Here is a 13,299-nt window from a genome sequence, read left to right on the forward strand (position 1 = left end):
TACTCTCTGAGTTTTCAATAATAAAGAAAAATTACTTATTTCTTATTCAAAGCACCTTGTTCTAAAGTTTCAAGAATAGAACAGTAAATACTTATATGAGAACTGCCACAACAAGCATCACTTAGCATCTTAAGTGAATCACGCATTTTTCGCATTTCAAGAAGTTTTTCCTCCACTTCCATTAACCTAGAATCTACAATTTGCTTTGACTCTTCACAAGTATGATGGGCTGGATCTACACGAATAGACAATAATTCTGTAATAGCTTCCAATGTAAACCCTAATTGCTTAGCATAGCGTATAAACCGAAGGCGCTGTAGATCTTGCTCTGTATAAAGTCTATACCCTCCTTCAGTACGGTTCTGATGTTCCATCATTCCTTGTTTTTCATAGAAACGCACAGTATCAGGAGTTACATTCGCTAATTTAGCCAGTTGACCAATACGATACATCTTTATATCTCCTACAATAGATAACATTGTTTGAGATATCAGCATAGCAGGATGAAAAAAAATAAGTTAGAGATTCATATATGCAAGCGTAAAAAAACCGGGATAAACCCGGTTCTTTTATATGCCCCTACAGATTACTCCGCAGTCGCAACTTCTGTTTGAGGCTCAGTAGCACGGTCAACAAGCTCGATGTATGCCATCGGAGCATTGTCACCAGCACGGAAGCCACACTTAAGAATACGAGTGTAGCCACCTGCGCGGCTCGCAAAACGCGGGCCCAGCTCATTAAACAGTTTTGCCACGATTTCGTTGTCACGAGTACGGGCGAATGCCAGACGACGATTAGCTACGCTGTCGATCTTGGCAAGAGTAATCAGCGGCTCAACGACGCGACGCAGTTCTTTCGCTTTAGGCAGAGTCGTCTTGATGATTTCATGACGGACCAAAGAACCTGCCATATTACGGAACATAGCTTGGCGATGGCTGCTGTTGCGGTTCAATTGACGACCACTCTTACGATGGCGCATGACCTTATCCTTCTCAGTAAAACCTTAACCTGTGATCTAGTTATTCATCAGCAATACTTGCTGGTGGCCAGTTTTCTAAGCGCATGCCCAGAGATAAGCCACGTGAAGCCAGTACGTCTTTGATCTCTGTAAGAGATTTTTTACCCAGGTTAGGTGTCTTAAGCAACTCAACCTCGGTACGCTGTACCAAATCACCGATGTAGTGGATAGCTTCTGCCTTAAGACAGTTAGCAGAGCGGACAGTCAATTCCAGATCGTCAACAGGGCGCAGCAGGATCGGATCAAACTCTGGCTTCTCCTCTTTTACTTCTGGCTGACGTACATCACGTAAATCAACAAAAGCTTCCAGCTGTTCAGCCAAAATAGTAGCTGCACGGCGAATCGCCTCTTCAGGATCGATTGTACCGTTAGTTTCCATCTCGATAACCAACTTGTCCAAATCGGTACGTTGTTCTACACGCGCTGCTTCAACATTGTAGGCAATACGCTCTACTGGGCTATAACAAGCGTCTACTAACAAACGACCAATAGGGCGCTCATCTTCTTCCGAATGAATCCGGGCAGAAGCCGGCACATAACCTCGACCACGCTGAACTTTAATGCGCATGCTTATAGAAGCAGTTTCGTCAGTCAGGTGGCAGATTACATGTTGCGGCTTGACGATTTCGACATCTCCGTCGTGGATAATGTCGGCTGCAGTCACAGGGCCAATGCCAGACTTATTCAAGGTAAGAATAACTTCATCTTTTCCCTGAACTCTTACCGCCAGCCCTTTCAGGTTGAGGAGAATCTCCAGGATATCTTCCTGTACACCTTCTTTGGTGCTGTACTCATGCAGTACACCATCAATCTCAACCTCAGTCACCGCACAACCCGGCATAGACGAAAGCAGAATACGGCGCAGTGCGTTACCAAGAGTATGGCCAAAGCCACGCTCTAATGGCTCAAGGGTCACCTTGGCGTGCGTCGAACTGACTTGCTCGATATCAACCAGGCGCGGTTTTAGAAACTCTGTCACAGAACCCTGCATTGTGTCCTCTCTTTGGTGCTAAGCTTTACTTAGAGTAAAGCTCGACGATCAGGTGTTCGTTGATGTCAGCAGACAGATCGGCACGTTCTGGAATACGTTTGAACACACCTTCCATCTTCACAGCATCAACCTCCAACCAAGTTGGTTTCTCACGCTGCTCAGCCAGCTCTAAAGCCGCCTTGATACGAGACTGCTTTTTCGATTTTTCGCGAACGCTGACTACGTCATTCGGGGATACCTGATAAGAAGCGATGTTAACAACGCGGCCATTCACCATGATAGCCTTATGGCTTACCATTTGGCGTGATTCAGCACGAGTCGCCCCGAAACCCATACGGTAAACAACGTTGTCCAGACGACCTTCCAGCAAACTCAGCAGGTTTTCACCTGTGTTGCCTTTCAGACGAGTTGCTTCTTTATAATAGTTACGGAATTGACGTTCTAGAACACCGTAAATACGACGAACTTTTTGTTTCTCACGTAACTGCACACCGTAGTCAGACAGACGCGGTTTACGTGCGCCATGCTGCCCAGGTGCTTGTTCTAATTTACACTTGGTGTCAATCGCGCGAACGCCAGACTTCAGGAATAGATCTGTACCCTCGCGACGGCTCAGCTTGAGCTTAGGACCCAAATATCTTGCCATTTTCTTTCTCCAATCGAACCTAAAAAAGTAAACGCTATTAAACGCGACGTTTTTTAGGTGGACGACAACCGTTATGAGGGATCGGAGTCACATCAGTAATGTTAGTAATGCGGAAACCTGCCGCATTTAACGCTCGAATAGTTGACTCGCGGCCAGGACCAGGTCCTTTAACCATAACTTCCAGGTTCTTAATTCCGTATTCTTTCACTGCTTCGGCACAGCGCTCTGCTGCAACCTGAGCTGCAAACGGAGTAGATTTACGAGAACCACGGAAACCGGAACCACCAGCAGTTGCCCAACCCAAGGCGTTACCCTGGCGGTCAGTAATGGTCACGATGGTGTTGTTGAAAGAAGCATGGATATGAGCCACACCGTCAGAGACTTGCTTTCTTACACGCTTACGTGCACGAATAGGTGCTTTTGCCATTATACAATACCCCGATTATTTCTTGATCGGCTTACGTGGACCCTTACGGGTACGTGCGTTGGTCTTAGTACGCTGGCCGCGAACAGGTAGACCACGACGGTGACGTAAACCACGATAAGTACCAAGATCCATCAGACGTTTGATGCTCAGGGTTACTTCACGACGCAAATCGCCTTCTACAACGTATTTGGCAACTTCGTCACGCAGCTTATCAATTTGCTCTTCAGACAGCTCGCTGATCTTAACATGCTCAGCAATACCCGCCGCAGCACAAATGGCTTGGGAGCGAGTTTTGCCAATTCCGTAGATCGATGTTAAAGCGATCACGGTATGCTTCTGATCAGGAATGTTAATGCCTGCTATACGGGCCACTATGCACTCCTAAATTATTTATTTACCGCAACACCATTCTGAAAAGCCCGTTTTCAGGATACTCAAACAGTGTTACTGTGATATAAAAAAGATTGGCTGGCTAATTTAGCCAGCTCAAACCGACTTTGCAAGAAAAATATGCTATTTTATTAGCCTTGGCGTTGTTTATGCTTAGGCTCTGCACTACAAATCACGCGAACGATACCGTTACGCTTAACGATTTTACAGTTGCGACATAATTTCTTGACGGAAGCACGAACTTTCATTTTTACTCTCCGTAACTTCTCAAGCAAACCAATTAACGGTTATAACCTTTAAGATTTGCCTTCTTCAATGCGGACTCATACTGACTTGACATCATCAGAGTTTGCACTTGAGCCATAAAGTCCATGATGACTACAACTACAATAAGTAGCGAAGTACCGCCAAAATAAAATGGCACCTTCATCGCGTCACGCATGAACTCCGGGATTAAGCAGATAAAAGTAATATACATCGCACCAACTAAAGTTAGGCGTGTCATTACCTTATCAATGTACTTGGCTGTTTGCTCTCCCGGACGAATTCCTGGTACAAATGCACCGGACTTCTTCAGGTTATCTGCTGTTTCTCTCGGGTTGAAAACCAACGCGGTATAGAAAAAACAGAAGAAGATGATTGCAGACGCGTAGAGTAACACATAAAGCGGTTGCCCAGGCTGCAAGTACATTGAAATAGTAGTCAGCCAGTTCCAACCAGTTCCTCCCCCAAACCAGGAAGCTATGGTACCAGGGAACAGAATAATGCTGGAAGCAAAAATAGCAGGGATAACCCCAGCCATATTCACTTTCAACGGTAAATGTGTACTCTGTGCAGCATAAACTCGGCGACCTTGCTGACGTTTTGCATAGTTAACAACGATACGTCGTTGGCCACGCTCCATGAAAACAACGAAGAAAGTCACTGCAAACACTAACACTGCAACCAACAGCAACAGGAGGAAGTGCAGATCGCCTTGCCGAGCTTGCTCAATGGTATGGCCAATGGCCGGCGGCAAACCCGCAACGATACCAGCAAAGATTATGATAGAGATACCGTTTCCAATACCACGCTCAGTAATCTGCTCACCCAACCACATTAGGAACATAGTCCCAGTAACTAGGCTCACAACAGCCGTGAAGTAGAAAGCAAACCCTGGATTGATCACCAGCCCTTGCATTCCTGGCATATTCGGCAAACCAGTAGCAATACCGATTGACTGGAATATAGCCAGCACTAAAGTACCATAGCGAGTATACTGGCTAATCTTACGACGACCAGCTTCCCCTTCCTTCTTAATCTCTGCCAACGTTGGATGAACCACCGTCAACAACTGAATAATAATAGACGCAGAAATATACGGCATTATCCCCAGTGCAAAGATAGAAGCACGACTTAAAGCACCACCAGAGAACATGTTAAACATTTCAATGATGGTGCCCCTTTGCTGTTCGAGCAATTTGGCAAGCACAGTGGCATCAATACCAGGGATAGGAATAAAAGAACCAATACGGAAAACAATTAACGCGCCAATAACAAACAACAGCCTACGTTTCAGCTCGCCCAGTCCACCTTTAGCACTTTGGAAATCTAATCCTGGTTGTTTAGCCATCTGTTACTTATTCCTCAATTTTACCGCCAGCAGCTTCAATTGCAGCATGAGCGCCCTTAGTAACACGAAGGCCACGCACAGTTACTGCACGATTGATTTCGCCAGAAAGAATAACTTTCGCAAATTCAATTTGAGTGCCAACAATGTTAGCTGCTTTCAATGCATTCAGATCGATAATATCGCCTTCAACGGCAGCAAAATCAGACAAACGAACTTCTGCTGTAACCATCGCCTTACGTGAAGTAAAGCCAAATTTTGGCAAACGACGGTACAAAGGCATCTGACCACCTTCAAAACCGCGACGGACGCCACCGCCAGAACGAGATTTCTGACCCTTGTGACCACGGCCACCGGTTTTACCCAGGCCAGAACCAATACCACGACCTACACGTTTAGGCGCATGCTTGGAACCATCAGCCGGAGACAGAGTATTTAAGCGCATCTGTTACTCCTCAACTTTAACCATATAGGAAACCAAGTTGATCATACCACGTATAGCAGGAGTATCTTCACGCTCTACTGTATGACCGATACGGCGCAGACCTAAACCAACCAAAGTTGCCTTATGTTTAGGCAGACGGCCGATTGAACTGCGAATCTGTGTTACTTTAATAGTCTTAGCCATGGCCATTACCCCAGAATTTCTTCGACGGATTTACCACGCTTAGCTGCGACCATTTCTGGAGACTTCATGCTGTCTAAAGCATCCAGAGTTGCACGAACCACATTAATAGGGTTAGTGGAACCATAGGTTTTAGCCAGTACGTTACGAACACCAGCCACCTCCAAAACAGCACGCATAGCACCGCCTGCGATGATACCAGTACCTTCGTGAGCAGGCTGCATGAACACACGGGAACCAGTGTGTGCACCTTTTACTGGGTGATACAAAGTGCCGCTGTTCAGTGCGACGGTTTTCATATTGCGACGGGCTTTTTCCATCGCTTTCTGGATTGCTGCCGGAACTTCGCGTGCTTTGCCGTAGCCAAAACCAACGCGACCATTACCATCACCTACAACAGTTAGTGCGGTAAAGCTGAAAATCCGGCCACCTTTTACGGTTTTAGATACGCGATTTACCGCAATCAGCTTTTCCTGCAGTTCGCCAGCTTGTTTTTCGATGTGAGCCATCTTACACCTCTACCTTAGAACTGAAGGCCAGCTTCACGGGCAGCATCTGCCAGTGCCTGGACTCGACCATGATATTGGAAACCAGAGCGGTCAAAGGATACATCTTTAATACCTTTTTCCAATGCACGTTCAGCAATTGCCTTGCCAACTGCTGCTGCTGCTTCTTTATTTCCAGTGTATTTCAGTTGTTCATTGATAGCTTTTTCTGTAGTAGAAGCTGCCACCAAAGTTTCAGAACCGTTTGGTGCGATAACCTGCGCATAAATATGGCGAGGGGTACGATGTACCACCAGGCGAGTTGCACCCAGTTCCTGGAGCTTGCGGCGTGCGCGGGTCGCACGACGGATACGAGCTGCTTTCTTATCCATAGTGTTACCTTACTTCTTCTTAGCCTCTTTGATACGCACGACTTCGTCGGCGTAACGAACACCCTTACCTTTATAAGGCTCAGGACGACGATAGGCACGCAGTTCTGCCGCAACCTGACCGATTACCTGTTTATCAGCACCCTTTAGTACGATTTCAGTTTGTGACGGACATTCTGCAGTAATGCCTGCTGGTAGTTCGTGGTCAACTGGATGTGAGAAGCCCAGAGACATGTTGATAACATTGCCTTTGACTGCTGCACGATAACCAACACCTACCAGTTGAAGTTTCTTAGTGAAGCCTTCGGTAACACCGATAACCATAGCATTCATCAAAGAACGAGTTGTACCCGCCTGTGCCCAACCATCAACATAACCATCGCGTGGAGCGAAGGTCAGTTGATTATCTGCATGCTTAACTTCAACTGCGCTGTGGATTGTACGACTCAACTCGCCGTTTTTACCCTTAATCGAAATAACCTGACCGTCGAGTTTTACCTCTACGTCGGTAGGAATAACGACGGGTGCTTTTGCAACACGAGACATTCTTTCCTCCCGAATTAAGCTACGTAGCAGAGAATCTCGCCACCAAGACCAGCTTGGCGAGCTGCACGATCAGTCATTACACCTTTAGAGGTAGAAACAACAGCGATACCCAAACCAGCCATAACTTGTGGCAGCTCATCTTTTTTCTTATAGATGCGCAGACTTGGTCGACTTACACGCTGAATACTTTCTACAACAGCCTTGCCCTGGAAGTATTTCAGTACTAATTCCAGCTCTGGCTTGGTGTCGCCTTCAATTTTATAATCTTCAATATAACCTTCTTCCTTCAGCACCTTGGCAATTGCCACTTTCAGCTTGGAGGAAGGCATGGTGACCGCAACTTTATTCGCGGCCTGACCGTTACGGATACGGGTCAGCATATCCGCGATGGGATCTTGCATGCTCATCTGTCTTTACTCCCGTGATTCAATTGGTGACAATTACCAGCTAGCCTTTTTAAGGCCCGGAATTTCACCGCGCATGGCGGCTTCACGGACTTTAATACGGCTCAACCCAAACTTCCGCAAAAACGCATGCGGACGACCAGTTTGGCGGCAGCGGTTACGCTGACGAGAGGGGCTGGAATCACGTGGCAGTGTTTGCAGCTTAAGAACAGCATTCCAACGCTCTTCATCAGATGCATTCACATCAGAAATGACAGCTTTCAATTCTACACGTTTAGTGAAGAATTTTTCAGCTAATTTCGCACGTTTTACATCACGTGCTTTCATTGATTGCTTAGCCATGAATACCCTGCCTTACTTGCGGAACGGGAAGTTAAAAGCAGCCAACAGTGCGCGGCCTTCATCATCAGATTTCGCAGTTGTGGTGATAGTAATATCCAGACCACGAACACGATCCACTTTATCGTAATCGATTTCAGGGAAGATGATTTGCTCACGTACACCCATGCTGTAATTGCCACGACCATCAAATGACTTAGCAGACAAACCACGGAAGTCACGAATACGAGGTACAGCAATAGAAATCAGGCGCTCAAGAAACTCCCACATACGTTCACCACGCAGGGTCACTTTACAGCCGATTGGATAGCCCTGACGGATTTTGAAGCCTGCAACTGATTTGCGCGCTTTGGTGATCAATGGTTTTTGACCAGAGATTGCTGCCAGATCCGCTGCTGCATTATCCAGCAGTTTCTTATCAGCAATTGCTTCACCAACACCCATGTTCAGGGTGATCTTCTCGACCCGAGGGACTTGCATGACAGAATTGTAGCCAAACTGAGTCATCAGTTTTTGGACTACCTCGTCTTTGTAGTAATCATGCAGTTTCGCCATCGTATTACTCCAAATTACTTGATAGTTTCGCTGTTAGATTTAAAGAAACGAATTTTTTTTCCGTCTTCAAATCTAAAACCTACACGGTCAGCCTTACCGGTTGCCGCATTGAAGATCGCAACGTTTGAAACCTGAATTGCAGCTTCTTTTTCAACGATGCCACCTGGCTGGTTCAGAGCCGGAACAGGCTTCTGATGCTTTTTAACCAAGTTGATACCTTCAACAATGACTTTCCCAGTAGAAAGAACCTGTTTTACTTTACCGCGCTTACCTTTATCTTTTCCAGTCAACACGATAACTTCGTCATCACGACGGATTTTCGCTGCCATTGTCCGCTCCTTAGAGTACTTCTGGTGCCAGGGAGATAATTTTCATGAACTTTTCATTACGAAGTTCACGAGTTACCGGCCCAAAAATACGCGTACCGATAACTTGCTCACTTGTGTTGTTTAACAACACGCAAGCATTGCCATCGAAGCGAATGACAGAACCGTCAGGGCGACGAACACCCTTCCTGGTGCGCACCACTACCGCTTTCAGGACATCACCTTTTTTCACTTTACCACGAGGAATTGCTTCCTTGATGGTGACTTTTATGATGTCGCCGACGTGTGCATAGCGACGGTGCGAGCCACCCAGAACCTTGATACACATTACGCGACGTGCACCGGAGTTGTCGGCCACGTTCAGCATAGTCTGTTCTTGGATCATTTTAGTGCTCCGCTAAATGTCAACTACTACTGAGCCCACTTCACTACTATAATTTAATATGAAGAGGCCGTTCAGATACCCCATATCATGAGGGCGCGGCATTATAACACCACATCTCAGATATAGATAGAAAAAATAAACGGCCCATAGCCTGAGCCGTTTACTCTATTCGAGCCAGCTTACAGAATCGCTTTCTCTACAACGCGAACTAAAGTCCAAGATTTAGTTTTGGACAGTGGACGGGTTTCGCGGATTTCCACCACATCACCAATGCCACATTCATTGTTCTCGTCATGTACATGCAGTTTAGTCGTACGTTTGATGAATTTACCATACAGAGGGTGTTTCACCTTACGCTCAATAGCAACAACAATAGATTTCTCCATTTTGTCACTTACAACACGACCTTGCAAAGTACGAATTTTATCGGTCATTACGCACCCGCCTTCTCAGTCAATAAAGTCTTAACGCGTGCGATATTATGACGCACTTGTTTCAACAGATGAGACTGTTGTAGCTGGCCACTTGCAGCCTGCATGCGCAGGTTAAATTGTTCACGCAGCAAATTCAGCAGCTCAGTTTTCAGCTCTTCAACGCTTTTTTCGCGCAGCTCTTGTGCTTTCATTACATCACCGTCTTAGTTACAAAGGTGGTCTTGATAGGCAGTTTCGCTGCTGCCAGCTTGAATGCTTCACGAGCCAGCTCTTCAGGCACACCGTCCATTTCATAAAGGACTTTACCAGGCTGGATCAAGGCAACCCAATATTCTACGTTACCTTTACCTTTACCCATACGCACTTCGAGTGGCTTTTCAGTTATAGGTTTGTCTGGGAATACACGTATCCAGATTTTACCTTGACGTTTAATTGCACGGGTCATAGCACGACGTGCCGCTTCAATCTGACGTGCCGTCAGACGGCCACGGCCCACAGCTTTCAGACCGAAAGTGCCGAAGCTAACATCCGCACCTGCTGCCAGGCCACGGTTACGGCCTTTGTGCATTTTACGGAATTTCGTACGCTTTGGTTGTAACATCAGCGACTCTCCTTACTTGCGGCCTTTGCGCTGCTGCTTTTTAGGTTGTGCAGCCGGTTTTTCCGCCTGTTCAACAGCAGCCATACCACCCAAGATCTCACCTTTGAAGATCCATACCTTAACGCCGAGTACACCATAAGTGGTGTGCGCTTCTGAAGTGTTGTAGTCGATATCTGCACGCAGTGTGTGCAACGGTACACGACCTTCACGATACCATTCAGGACGCGCGATTTCAGCACCGCCTAAACGGCCACTAACTTCCACTTTAATGCCTTTAGCGCCTTGACGCATCGCATTCTGGACTGCACGCTTCATAGCACGACGGAACATAATACGACGTTCCAACTGTGAAGTAATACTGTCAGCAACCAGTTTCGCGTCCAGTTCAGGCTTACGTACTTCAGAGATATTAATTTGCGCAGGAACACCAGCGATTTCCGCTACAGTTTTACGCAGTTTTTCTACGTCTTCACCTTTCTTACCGATTACGATACCTGGGCGAGCAGTGTGAATAGTTACACGAATACTTTTAGCAGGACGTTCAATAACAATGCGTGAAATAGACGCTTTTGCCAGTTCTTTCTTCAAGTACTGGCGAACTTTAAAATCGCTGTCTAGGTTGTCAGCGAATTCTTTAGTATTCGCATACCAAGTAGAGTTCCAAGGTTTGACAATACCCAGGCGAATACCATTAGGATGTACTTTCTGACCCATTGCTAGTCTCCAGAGTCTCAGCGATCGGACACAACCACAGTAATGTGGCTGCTGCGCTTCAGGATGCGATCTGCACGACCTTTTGCACGAGGCATAATACGCTTCATGGTCGGGCCTTCGTCTACGAAAATCTTCGTGACCTTCAGATCATCAATGTCAGCACCATCGTTGTGTTCTGCATTAGCAATAGCAGACTCAAGTACTTTCTTCACTAAACCAGCAGCTTTCTTATTGGTATAGGTCAGAGTTTCCAGAGCTTGCGACACTTTCTTACCGCGAATCAGGTCAGCTACAAGGCGAACCTTCTGAGCAGAAGAACGAGCGTGGCGATGTTTAGCGATAGTTTCCATCTCTTCCTCCTACCTTAGCGCTTTTTAGCCTTTTTATCGGCCGCATGGCCGCGATAAGTACGGGTCGGCGCGAATTCACCTAGTTTATGACCAACCATTTCGTCGGAAACAAAAACTGGTACATGCTGACGACCATTATGGACAGCGATGGTCAAACCGATCATGTTAGGAAAGATCGTTGAACGACGGGACCAAGTCTTAATAGGCTTTTTGTCTCCGCTTTCCACCGCTTTCTCTACCTTCTTCAGCAAGTGCAGGTCAATAAATGGACCTTTCTTGAGAGAACGTGGCATGGTTTATCCTCTAATTATTTTTTAGTACGGCGACGTACGATGAACTGATCAGTACGTTTATTACTACGGGTCTTCTTACCTTTAGTTTGAACACCCCAAGGAGTTACAGGATGTTTACCAAAGTTACGACCTTCACCACCACCATGTGGGTGATCTACCGGGTTCATCGCCGTACCACGAACGGTAGGACGAATGCCACGCCAGCGACTTGCACCAGCTTTACCCAGAACACGTAGCATGTGTTCTGCATTACCAACCTCACCTAAAGTGGCGCGGCAGTCAGACAGAACTTTACGCATTTCACCAGAACGCAGACGCAAAGTTACATAAGAACCATCACGGGCAACGATCTGAACGTATGCACCAGCGGAACGAGCCAACTGACCACCCTTCCCCGGTTTCATTTCTACGTTATGTACGGTAGAACCAACAGGGATATTGCGCATTGGCAATGCGTTACCAGTTTTGATAGATGCGTCAACACCAGATTGGATCTGATCACCAGCTTTCAGCCCTTTAGGTGCAAGGATATAACGACGTTCACCATCTTTATACAAAACCAAGGCGATATTTGCTGAACGATTTGGATCATATTCCAAACGCTCAACTACAGCAGGGATACCATCTTTATTACGTTTAAAGTCAATCAAACGATAGTGCTGCTTGTGGCCACCACCAATGTGACGAGTGGTAATACGGCCATTGTTGTTACGACCACCGGTTTTGCTGCTTTTTTCCAGCAATGGAGCATAAGGTTTACCCTTATGCAGCTCAGGGTTAACCACTTTAACAACGTGGCGACGGCCCGGAGACGTAGGTTTACATTTAACAATTGCCATTGTTCTTTACTCCTCCGACTTACTCTGCACCACCGATGAAGTCCATATTCTGGCCTTCCTTCAGTGTGACGTAAGCTTTTTTCCAGTCGCTACGACGACCAATACGCTGACCGTGGCGTTTAGTTTTGCCTTTTACCAGCAAAGTGTTAACACCTTCAACTTCGACTTCAAACAGTTTCTGCACAGCAGCTTTGATTTCTGCTTTAGTCGCGTCTTTCGCAACTTTGAGAACGATGGCGTTGCTTTTCTCCATCGCTGTAGAAGCTTTTTCAGATACGTGCGGTGCGCGCAGTACTTTCAGCAGACGTTCTTCACGGATCATGCCAGCATCTCCTCAACTTGCTTCACAGCATCAGCAGTCATAACCACTTTATCGAAGGCGATCAAGCTAACTGGATCAATACCAGCTACATCACGAACATCAACCTTGTACAGGTTGCGAGCTGCTAAGAACAAATTCTCATCAACTTCATTAGTGATAATCAGCACATCTTCCAGAGCCATCTCTTTCAGTTTCTGAACCAGAAGCTTGGTTTTAGGCGCTTCTACAGAAAACTTCTCGACAACGATCAAACGATCTTGACGTACCAATTCAGACAGGATGCTTTTTAAAGCACCACGGTACATTTTCTTATTAACTTTTTGACTGTGGTCCTGTGGCTTAGCTGCAAAAGTTACGCCACCAGAGCGCCAAATTGGGCTCTTAATAGAACCAGAACGTGCACGGCCAGTGCCTTTCTGACGCCATGGTTTTTTACCTGAACCAGAAACTTCAGCACGGGTTTTCTGAGCACGAGTACCTTGACGTGCACCAGCTGCGTAAGCAACAACTACTTGATGCACAAGCGCTTCATTGAAATCACGCCCGAAGGTAGTTTCGGAAACAGTCAGCGCGCCTTGCGCGTCTTTCATTACCAATTCCATTCCTATCTC

27 protein-coding genes are annotated in these 13,299 nt (G+C 46.4%); all 27 read right to left on the minus strand.

The window, feature by feature from the left end; translation table 11 throughout:
- Positions 1 to 35 precede the first annotated feature (35 nt).
- The 27 genes from zntR to rplD all read right to left on the minus strand — a co-directional run bounded on the left by zntR (position 36) and on the right by rplD (position 13,290).
- Complete coding sequence (zntR, locus tag PluTT01m_RS24155) at positions 36 to 452, minus strand: Zn(2+)-responsive transcriptional regulator (protein WP_011148770.1); 417 nt, start codon at positions 450 to 452, stop codon at positions 36 to 38.
- Positions 453 to 586: 134 nt separating this feature from the next.
- On the minus strand, positions 587 to 979 hold the full coding sequence (rplQ, locus tag PluTT01m_RS24160; RefSeq protein WP_011148771.1) for a 50S ribosomal protein L17: 393 nt from the start codon (positions 977 to 979) through the stop codon (positions 587 to 589).
- A gap of 40 nt (positions 980 to 1,019) precedes the next feature.
- On the minus strand, positions 1,020 to 2,009 hold the full coding sequence (locus PluTT01m_RS24165) for a DNA-directed RNA polymerase subunit alpha (protein WP_011148772.1): 990 nt from the start codon (positions 2,007 to 2,009) through the stop codon (positions 1,020 to 1,022).
- Positions 2,010 to 2,034: 25 nt separating this feature from the next.
- Positions 2,035 to 2,655, minus strand: coding sequence for a 30S ribosomal protein S4 (gene rpsD / locus PluTT01m_RS24170; RefSeq protein ID WP_011148773.1), 621 nt, complete (start codon positions 2,653 to 2,655; stop codon positions 2,035 to 2,037).
- Between the two features lie 37 nt (positions 2,656 to 2,692).
- The gene (gene rpsK, locus PluTT01m_RS24175) at positions 2,693 to 3,082 is read right to left on the minus strand and encodes a 30S ribosomal protein S11 (RefSeq protein ID WP_002919257.1); all 390 of its coding nucleotides are present in this window, start codon (positions 3,080 to 3,082) and stop codon (positions 2,693 to 2,695) included.
- Positions 3,083 to 3,097: 15 nt separating this feature from the next.
- On the minus strand, positions 3,098 to 3,454 hold the full coding sequence (gene rpsM / locus PluTT01m_RS24180; protein ID WP_011148774.1) for a 30S ribosomal protein S13: 357 nt from the start codon (positions 3,452 to 3,454) through the stop codon (positions 3,098 to 3,100).
- Between the two features lie 149 nt (positions 3,455 to 3,603).
- Positions 3,604 to 3,720 (minus strand): 50S ribosomal protein L36, encoded by a 117-nt coding sequence (gene rpmJ / locus PluTT01m_RS24185; RefSeq protein ID WP_012768118.1) that lies wholly within the window; start codon positions 3,718 to 3,720, stop codon positions 3,604 to 3,606.
- A gap of 32 nt (positions 3,721 to 3,752) precedes the next feature.
- The gene (secY, locus tag PluTT01m_RS24190; RefSeq protein ID WP_011148775.1) at positions 3,753 to 5,084 is read right to left on the minus strand and encodes a preprotein translocase subunit SecY; all 1,332 of its coding nucleotides are present in this window, start codon (positions 5,082 to 5,084) and stop codon (positions 3,753 to 3,755) included.
- Between the two features lie 7 nt (positions 5,085 to 5,091).
- Positions 5,092 to 5,526 (minus strand): 50S ribosomal protein L15, encoded by a 435-nt coding sequence (rplO, locus tag PluTT01m_RS24195; protein ID WP_011148776.1) that lies wholly within the window; start codon positions 5,524 to 5,526, stop codon positions 5,092 to 5,094.
- 3 nt (positions 5,527 to 5,529) lie between these two features.
- Entirely contained in the window at positions 5,530 to 5,709 is a 180-nt protein-coding gene (rpmD, locus tag PluTT01m_RS24200) for a 50S ribosomal protein L30 (RefSeq protein WP_011148777.1), read from the minus strand.
- Between the two features lie 5 nt (positions 5,710 to 5,714).
- Positions 5,715 to 6,215, minus strand: a complete 501-nt coding sequence (gene rpsE, locus PluTT01m_RS24205; RefSeq protein WP_011148778.1) for a 30S ribosomal protein S5 — start codon at positions 6,213 to 6,215, stop codon at positions 5,715 to 5,717.
- A gap of 14 nt (positions 6,216 to 6,229) precedes the next feature.
- Positions 6,230 to 6,583, minus strand: a complete 354-nt coding sequence (gene rplR, locus PluTT01m_RS24210; RefSeq protein ID WP_011148779.1) for a 50S ribosomal protein L18 — start codon at positions 6,581 to 6,583, stop codon at positions 6,230 to 6,232.
- A 9-nt stretch (positions 6,584 to 6,592) separates the two neighbouring features.
- Entirely contained in the window at positions 6,593 to 7,126 is a 534-nt protein-coding gene (rplF, locus tag PluTT01m_RS24215; protein ID WP_011148780.1) for a 50S ribosomal protein L6, read from the minus strand.
- Positions 7,127 to 7,140: 14 nt separating this feature from the next.
- Complete coding sequence (rpsH, locus tag PluTT01m_RS24220; protein WP_011148781.1) at positions 7,141 to 7,533, minus strand: 30S ribosomal protein S8; 393 nt, start codon at positions 7,531 to 7,533, stop codon at positions 7,141 to 7,143.
- Positions 7,534 to 7,566: 33 nt separating this feature from the next.
- Entirely contained in the window at positions 7,567 to 7,872 is a 306-nt protein-coding gene (rpsN, locus tag PluTT01m_RS24225; RefSeq protein ID WP_011148782.1) for a 30S ribosomal protein S14, read from the minus strand.
- Positions 7,873 to 7,884: 12 nt separating this feature from the next.
- Positions 7,885 to 8,424, minus strand: a complete 540-nt coding sequence (rplE, locus tag PluTT01m_RS24230; RefSeq protein WP_011148783.1) for a 50S ribosomal protein L5 — start codon at positions 8,422 to 8,424, stop codon at positions 7,885 to 7,887.
- 14 nt (positions 8,425 to 8,438) lie between these two features.
- A complete protein-coding gene (gene rplX, locus PluTT01m_RS24235; RefSeq protein WP_011148784.1) occupies positions 8,439 to 8,753 on the minus strand; it encodes a 50S ribosomal protein L24 in 315 nt (104 codons plus the stop codon).
- Between the two features lie 10 nt (positions 8,754 to 8,763).
- Positions 8,764 to 9,135: a 50S ribosomal protein L14 gene (gene rplN / locus PluTT01m_RS24240; RefSeq protein WP_011148785.1), complete on the minus strand. Its 372-nt coding sequence runs from the start codon at positions 9,133 to 9,135 to the stop codon at positions 8,764 to 8,766.
- A gap of 179 nt (positions 9,136 to 9,314) precedes the next feature.
- A complete protein-coding gene (gene rpsQ, locus PluTT01m_RS24245; protein WP_011148786.1) occupies positions 9,315 to 9,569 on the minus strand; it encodes a 30S ribosomal protein S17 in 255 nt (84 codons plus the stop codon).
- Entirely contained in the window at positions 9,569 to 9,760 is a 192-nt protein-coding gene (rpmC, locus tag PluTT01m_RS24250; protein WP_011148787.1) for a 50S ribosomal protein L29, read from the minus strand. Before rpmC ends, rpsQ begins: the two co-directional genes overlap by 1 nt.
- A complete protein-coding gene (gene rplP, locus PluTT01m_RS24255; protein ID WP_011148788.1) occupies positions 9,760 to 10,170 on the minus strand; it encodes a 50S ribosomal protein L16 in 411 nt (136 codons plus the stop codon). The genes rpmC and rplP overlap by 1 nt, the downstream gene beginning before the upstream one ends.
- Before the next feature lie 12 nt (positions 10,171 to 10,182).
- Complete coding sequence (gene rpsC, locus PluTT01m_RS24260; RefSeq protein ID WP_011148789.1) at positions 10,183 to 10,884, minus strand: 30S ribosomal protein S3; 702 nt, start codon at positions 10,882 to 10,884, stop codon at positions 10,183 to 10,185.
- Between the two features lie 17 nt (positions 10,885 to 10,901).
- The gene (gene rplV, locus PluTT01m_RS24265) at positions 10,902 to 11,234 is read right to left on the minus strand and encodes a 50S ribosomal protein L22 (RefSeq protein ID WP_011148790.1); all 333 of its coding nucleotides are present in this window, start codon (positions 11,232 to 11,234) and stop codon (positions 10,902 to 10,904) included.
- Between the two features lie 14 nt (positions 11,235 to 11,248).
- Positions 11,249 to 11,527: a 30S ribosomal protein S19 gene (gene rpsS / locus PluTT01m_RS24270; RefSeq protein WP_011148791.1), complete on the minus strand. Its 279-nt coding sequence runs from the start codon at positions 11,525 to 11,527 to the stop codon at positions 11,249 to 11,251.
- A gap of 14 nt (positions 11,528 to 11,541) precedes the next feature.
- Positions 11,542 to 12,366: a 50S ribosomal protein L2 gene (rplB, locus tag PluTT01m_RS24275; RefSeq protein WP_011148792.1), complete on the minus strand. Its 825-nt coding sequence runs from the start codon at positions 12,364 to 12,366 to the stop codon at positions 11,542 to 11,544.
- Positions 12,367 to 12,385: 19 nt separating this feature from the next.
- Positions 12,386 to 12,688: a 50S ribosomal protein L23 gene (gene rplW, locus PluTT01m_RS24280; RefSeq protein ID WP_011148793.1), complete on the minus strand. Its 303-nt coding sequence runs from the start codon at positions 12,686 to 12,688 to the stop codon at positions 12,386 to 12,388.
- Positions 12,685 to 13,290, minus strand: coding sequence for a 50S ribosomal protein L4 (rplD, locus tag PluTT01m_RS24285; RefSeq protein ID WP_011148794.1), 606 nt, complete (start codon positions 13,288 to 13,290; stop codon positions 12,685 to 12,687). The genes rplW and rplD overlap by 4 nt, the downstream gene beginning before the upstream one ends.
- Positions 13,291 to 13,299 lie beyond the last annotated feature (9 nt).

It is taken from the genome of Photorhabdus laumondii subsp. laumondii (assembly GCF_003343245.1).
GTDB lineage: Bacteria > Pseudomonadota > Gammaproteobacteria > Enterobacterales > Enterobacteriaceae > Photorhabdus > Photorhabdus laumondii.

Bases quoted from the DNA above. Each gene is read 5' to 3' on its own strand.
- rplN (WP_011148785.1), bottom strand. From the start codon at position 9,135: ATGATCCAAGAACAGACTATGCTGAACGTGGCCGACAACTCCGGTGCA.
- rplO (WP_011148776.1), bottom strand. From the start codon at position 5,526: ATGCGCTTAAATACTCTGTCTCCGGCTGATGGTTCCAAGCATGCGCCT.
- zntR (WP_011148770.1), bottom strand. From the start codon at position 452: ATGTATCGTATTGGTCAACTGGCTAAATTAGCGAATGTAACTCCTGAT.
- rplX (WP_011148784.1), bottom strand. From the start codon at position 8,753: ATGGCAGCGAAAATCCGTCGTGATGACGAAGTTATCGTGTTGACTGGA.
- rplB (WP_011148792.1), bottom strand. From the start codon at position 12,366: ATGGCAATTGTTAAATGTAAACCTACGTCTCCGGGCCGTCGCCACGTT.
- rplP (WP_011148788.1), bottom strand. From the start codon at position 10,170: ATGTTACAACCAAAGCGTACGAAATTCCGTAAAATGCACAAAGGCCGT.
- rplV (WP_011148790.1), bottom strand. From the start codon at position 11,234: ATGGAAACTATCGCTAAACATCGCCACGCTCGTTCTTCTGCTCAGAAG.
- rpmJ (WP_012768118.1), bottom strand. From the start codon at position 3,720: ATGAAAGTTCGTGCTTCCGTCAAGAAATTATGTCGCAACTGTAAAATC.
- rpsE (WP_011148778.1), bottom strand. From the start codon at position 6,215: ATGGCTCACATCGAAAAACAAGCTGGCGAACTGCAGGAAAAGCTGATT.
- rplD (WP_011148794.1), bottom strand. From the start codon at position 13,290: ATGGAATTGGTAATGAAAGACGCGCAAGGCGCGCTGACTGTTTCCGAA.
- rpmC (WP_011148787.1), bottom strand. From the start codon at position 9,760: ATGAAAGCACAAGAGCTGCGCGAAAAAAGCGTTGAAGAGCTGAAAACT.
- rplF (WP_011148780.1), bottom strand. From the start codon at position 7,126: ATGTCTCGTGTTGCAAAAGCACCCGTCGTTATTCCTACCGACGTAGAG.
- rpsN (WP_011148782.1), bottom strand. From the start codon at position 7,872: ATGGCTAAGCAATCAATGAAAGCACGTGATGTAAAACGTGCGAAATTA.
- rplQ (WP_011148771.1), bottom strand. From the start codon at position 979: ATGCGCCATCGTAAGAGTGGTCGTCAATTGAACCGCAACAGCAGCCAT.
- rplR (WP_011148779.1), bottom strand. From the start codon at position 6,583: ATGGATAAGAAAGCAGCTCGTATCCGTCGTGCGACCCGCGCACGCCGC.
- rpsK (WP_002919257.1), bottom strand. From the start codon at position 3,082: ATGGCAAAAGCACCTATTCGTGCACGTAAGCGTGTAAGAAAGCAAGTC.
- PluTT01m_RS24165 (WP_011148772.1), bottom strand. From the start codon at position 2,009: ATGCAGGGTTCTGTGACAGAGTTTCTAAAACCGCGCCTGGTTGATATC.
- rpsD (WP_011148773.1), bottom strand. From the start codon at position 2,655: ATGGCAAGATATTTGGGTCCTAAGCTCAAGCTGAGCCGTCGCGAGGGT.
- rpsS (WP_011148791.1), bottom strand. From the start codon at position 11,527: ATGCCACGTTCTCTCAAGAAAGGTCCATTTATTGACCTGCACTTGCTG.
- rpsH (WP_011148781.1), bottom strand. From the start codon at position 7,533: ATGAGCATGCAAGATCCCATCGCGGATATGCTGACCCGTATCCGTAAC.
- rplW (WP_011148793.1), bottom strand. From the start codon at position 12,688: ATGATCCGTGAAGAACGTCTGCTGAAAGTACTGCGCGCACCGCACGTA.
- secY (WP_011148775.1), bottom strand. From the start codon at position 5,084: ATGGCTAAACAACCAGGATTAGATTTCCAAAGTGCTAAAGGTGGACTG.
- rpsC (WP_011148789.1), bottom strand. From the start codon at position 10,884: ATGGGTCAGAAAGTACATCCTAATGGTATTCGCCTGGGTATTGTCAAA.
- rpsQ (WP_011148786.1), bottom strand. From the start codon at position 9,569: ATGACCGATAAAATTCGTACTTTGCAAGGTCGTGTTGTAAGTGACAAA.
- rpmD (WP_011148777.1), bottom strand. From the start codon at position 5,709: ATGGCTAAGACTATTAAAGTAACACAGATTCGCAGTTCAATCGGCCGT.
- rplE (WP_011148783.1), bottom strand. From the start codon at position 8,424: ATGGCGAAACTGCATGATTACTACAAAGACGAGGTAGTCCAAAAACTG.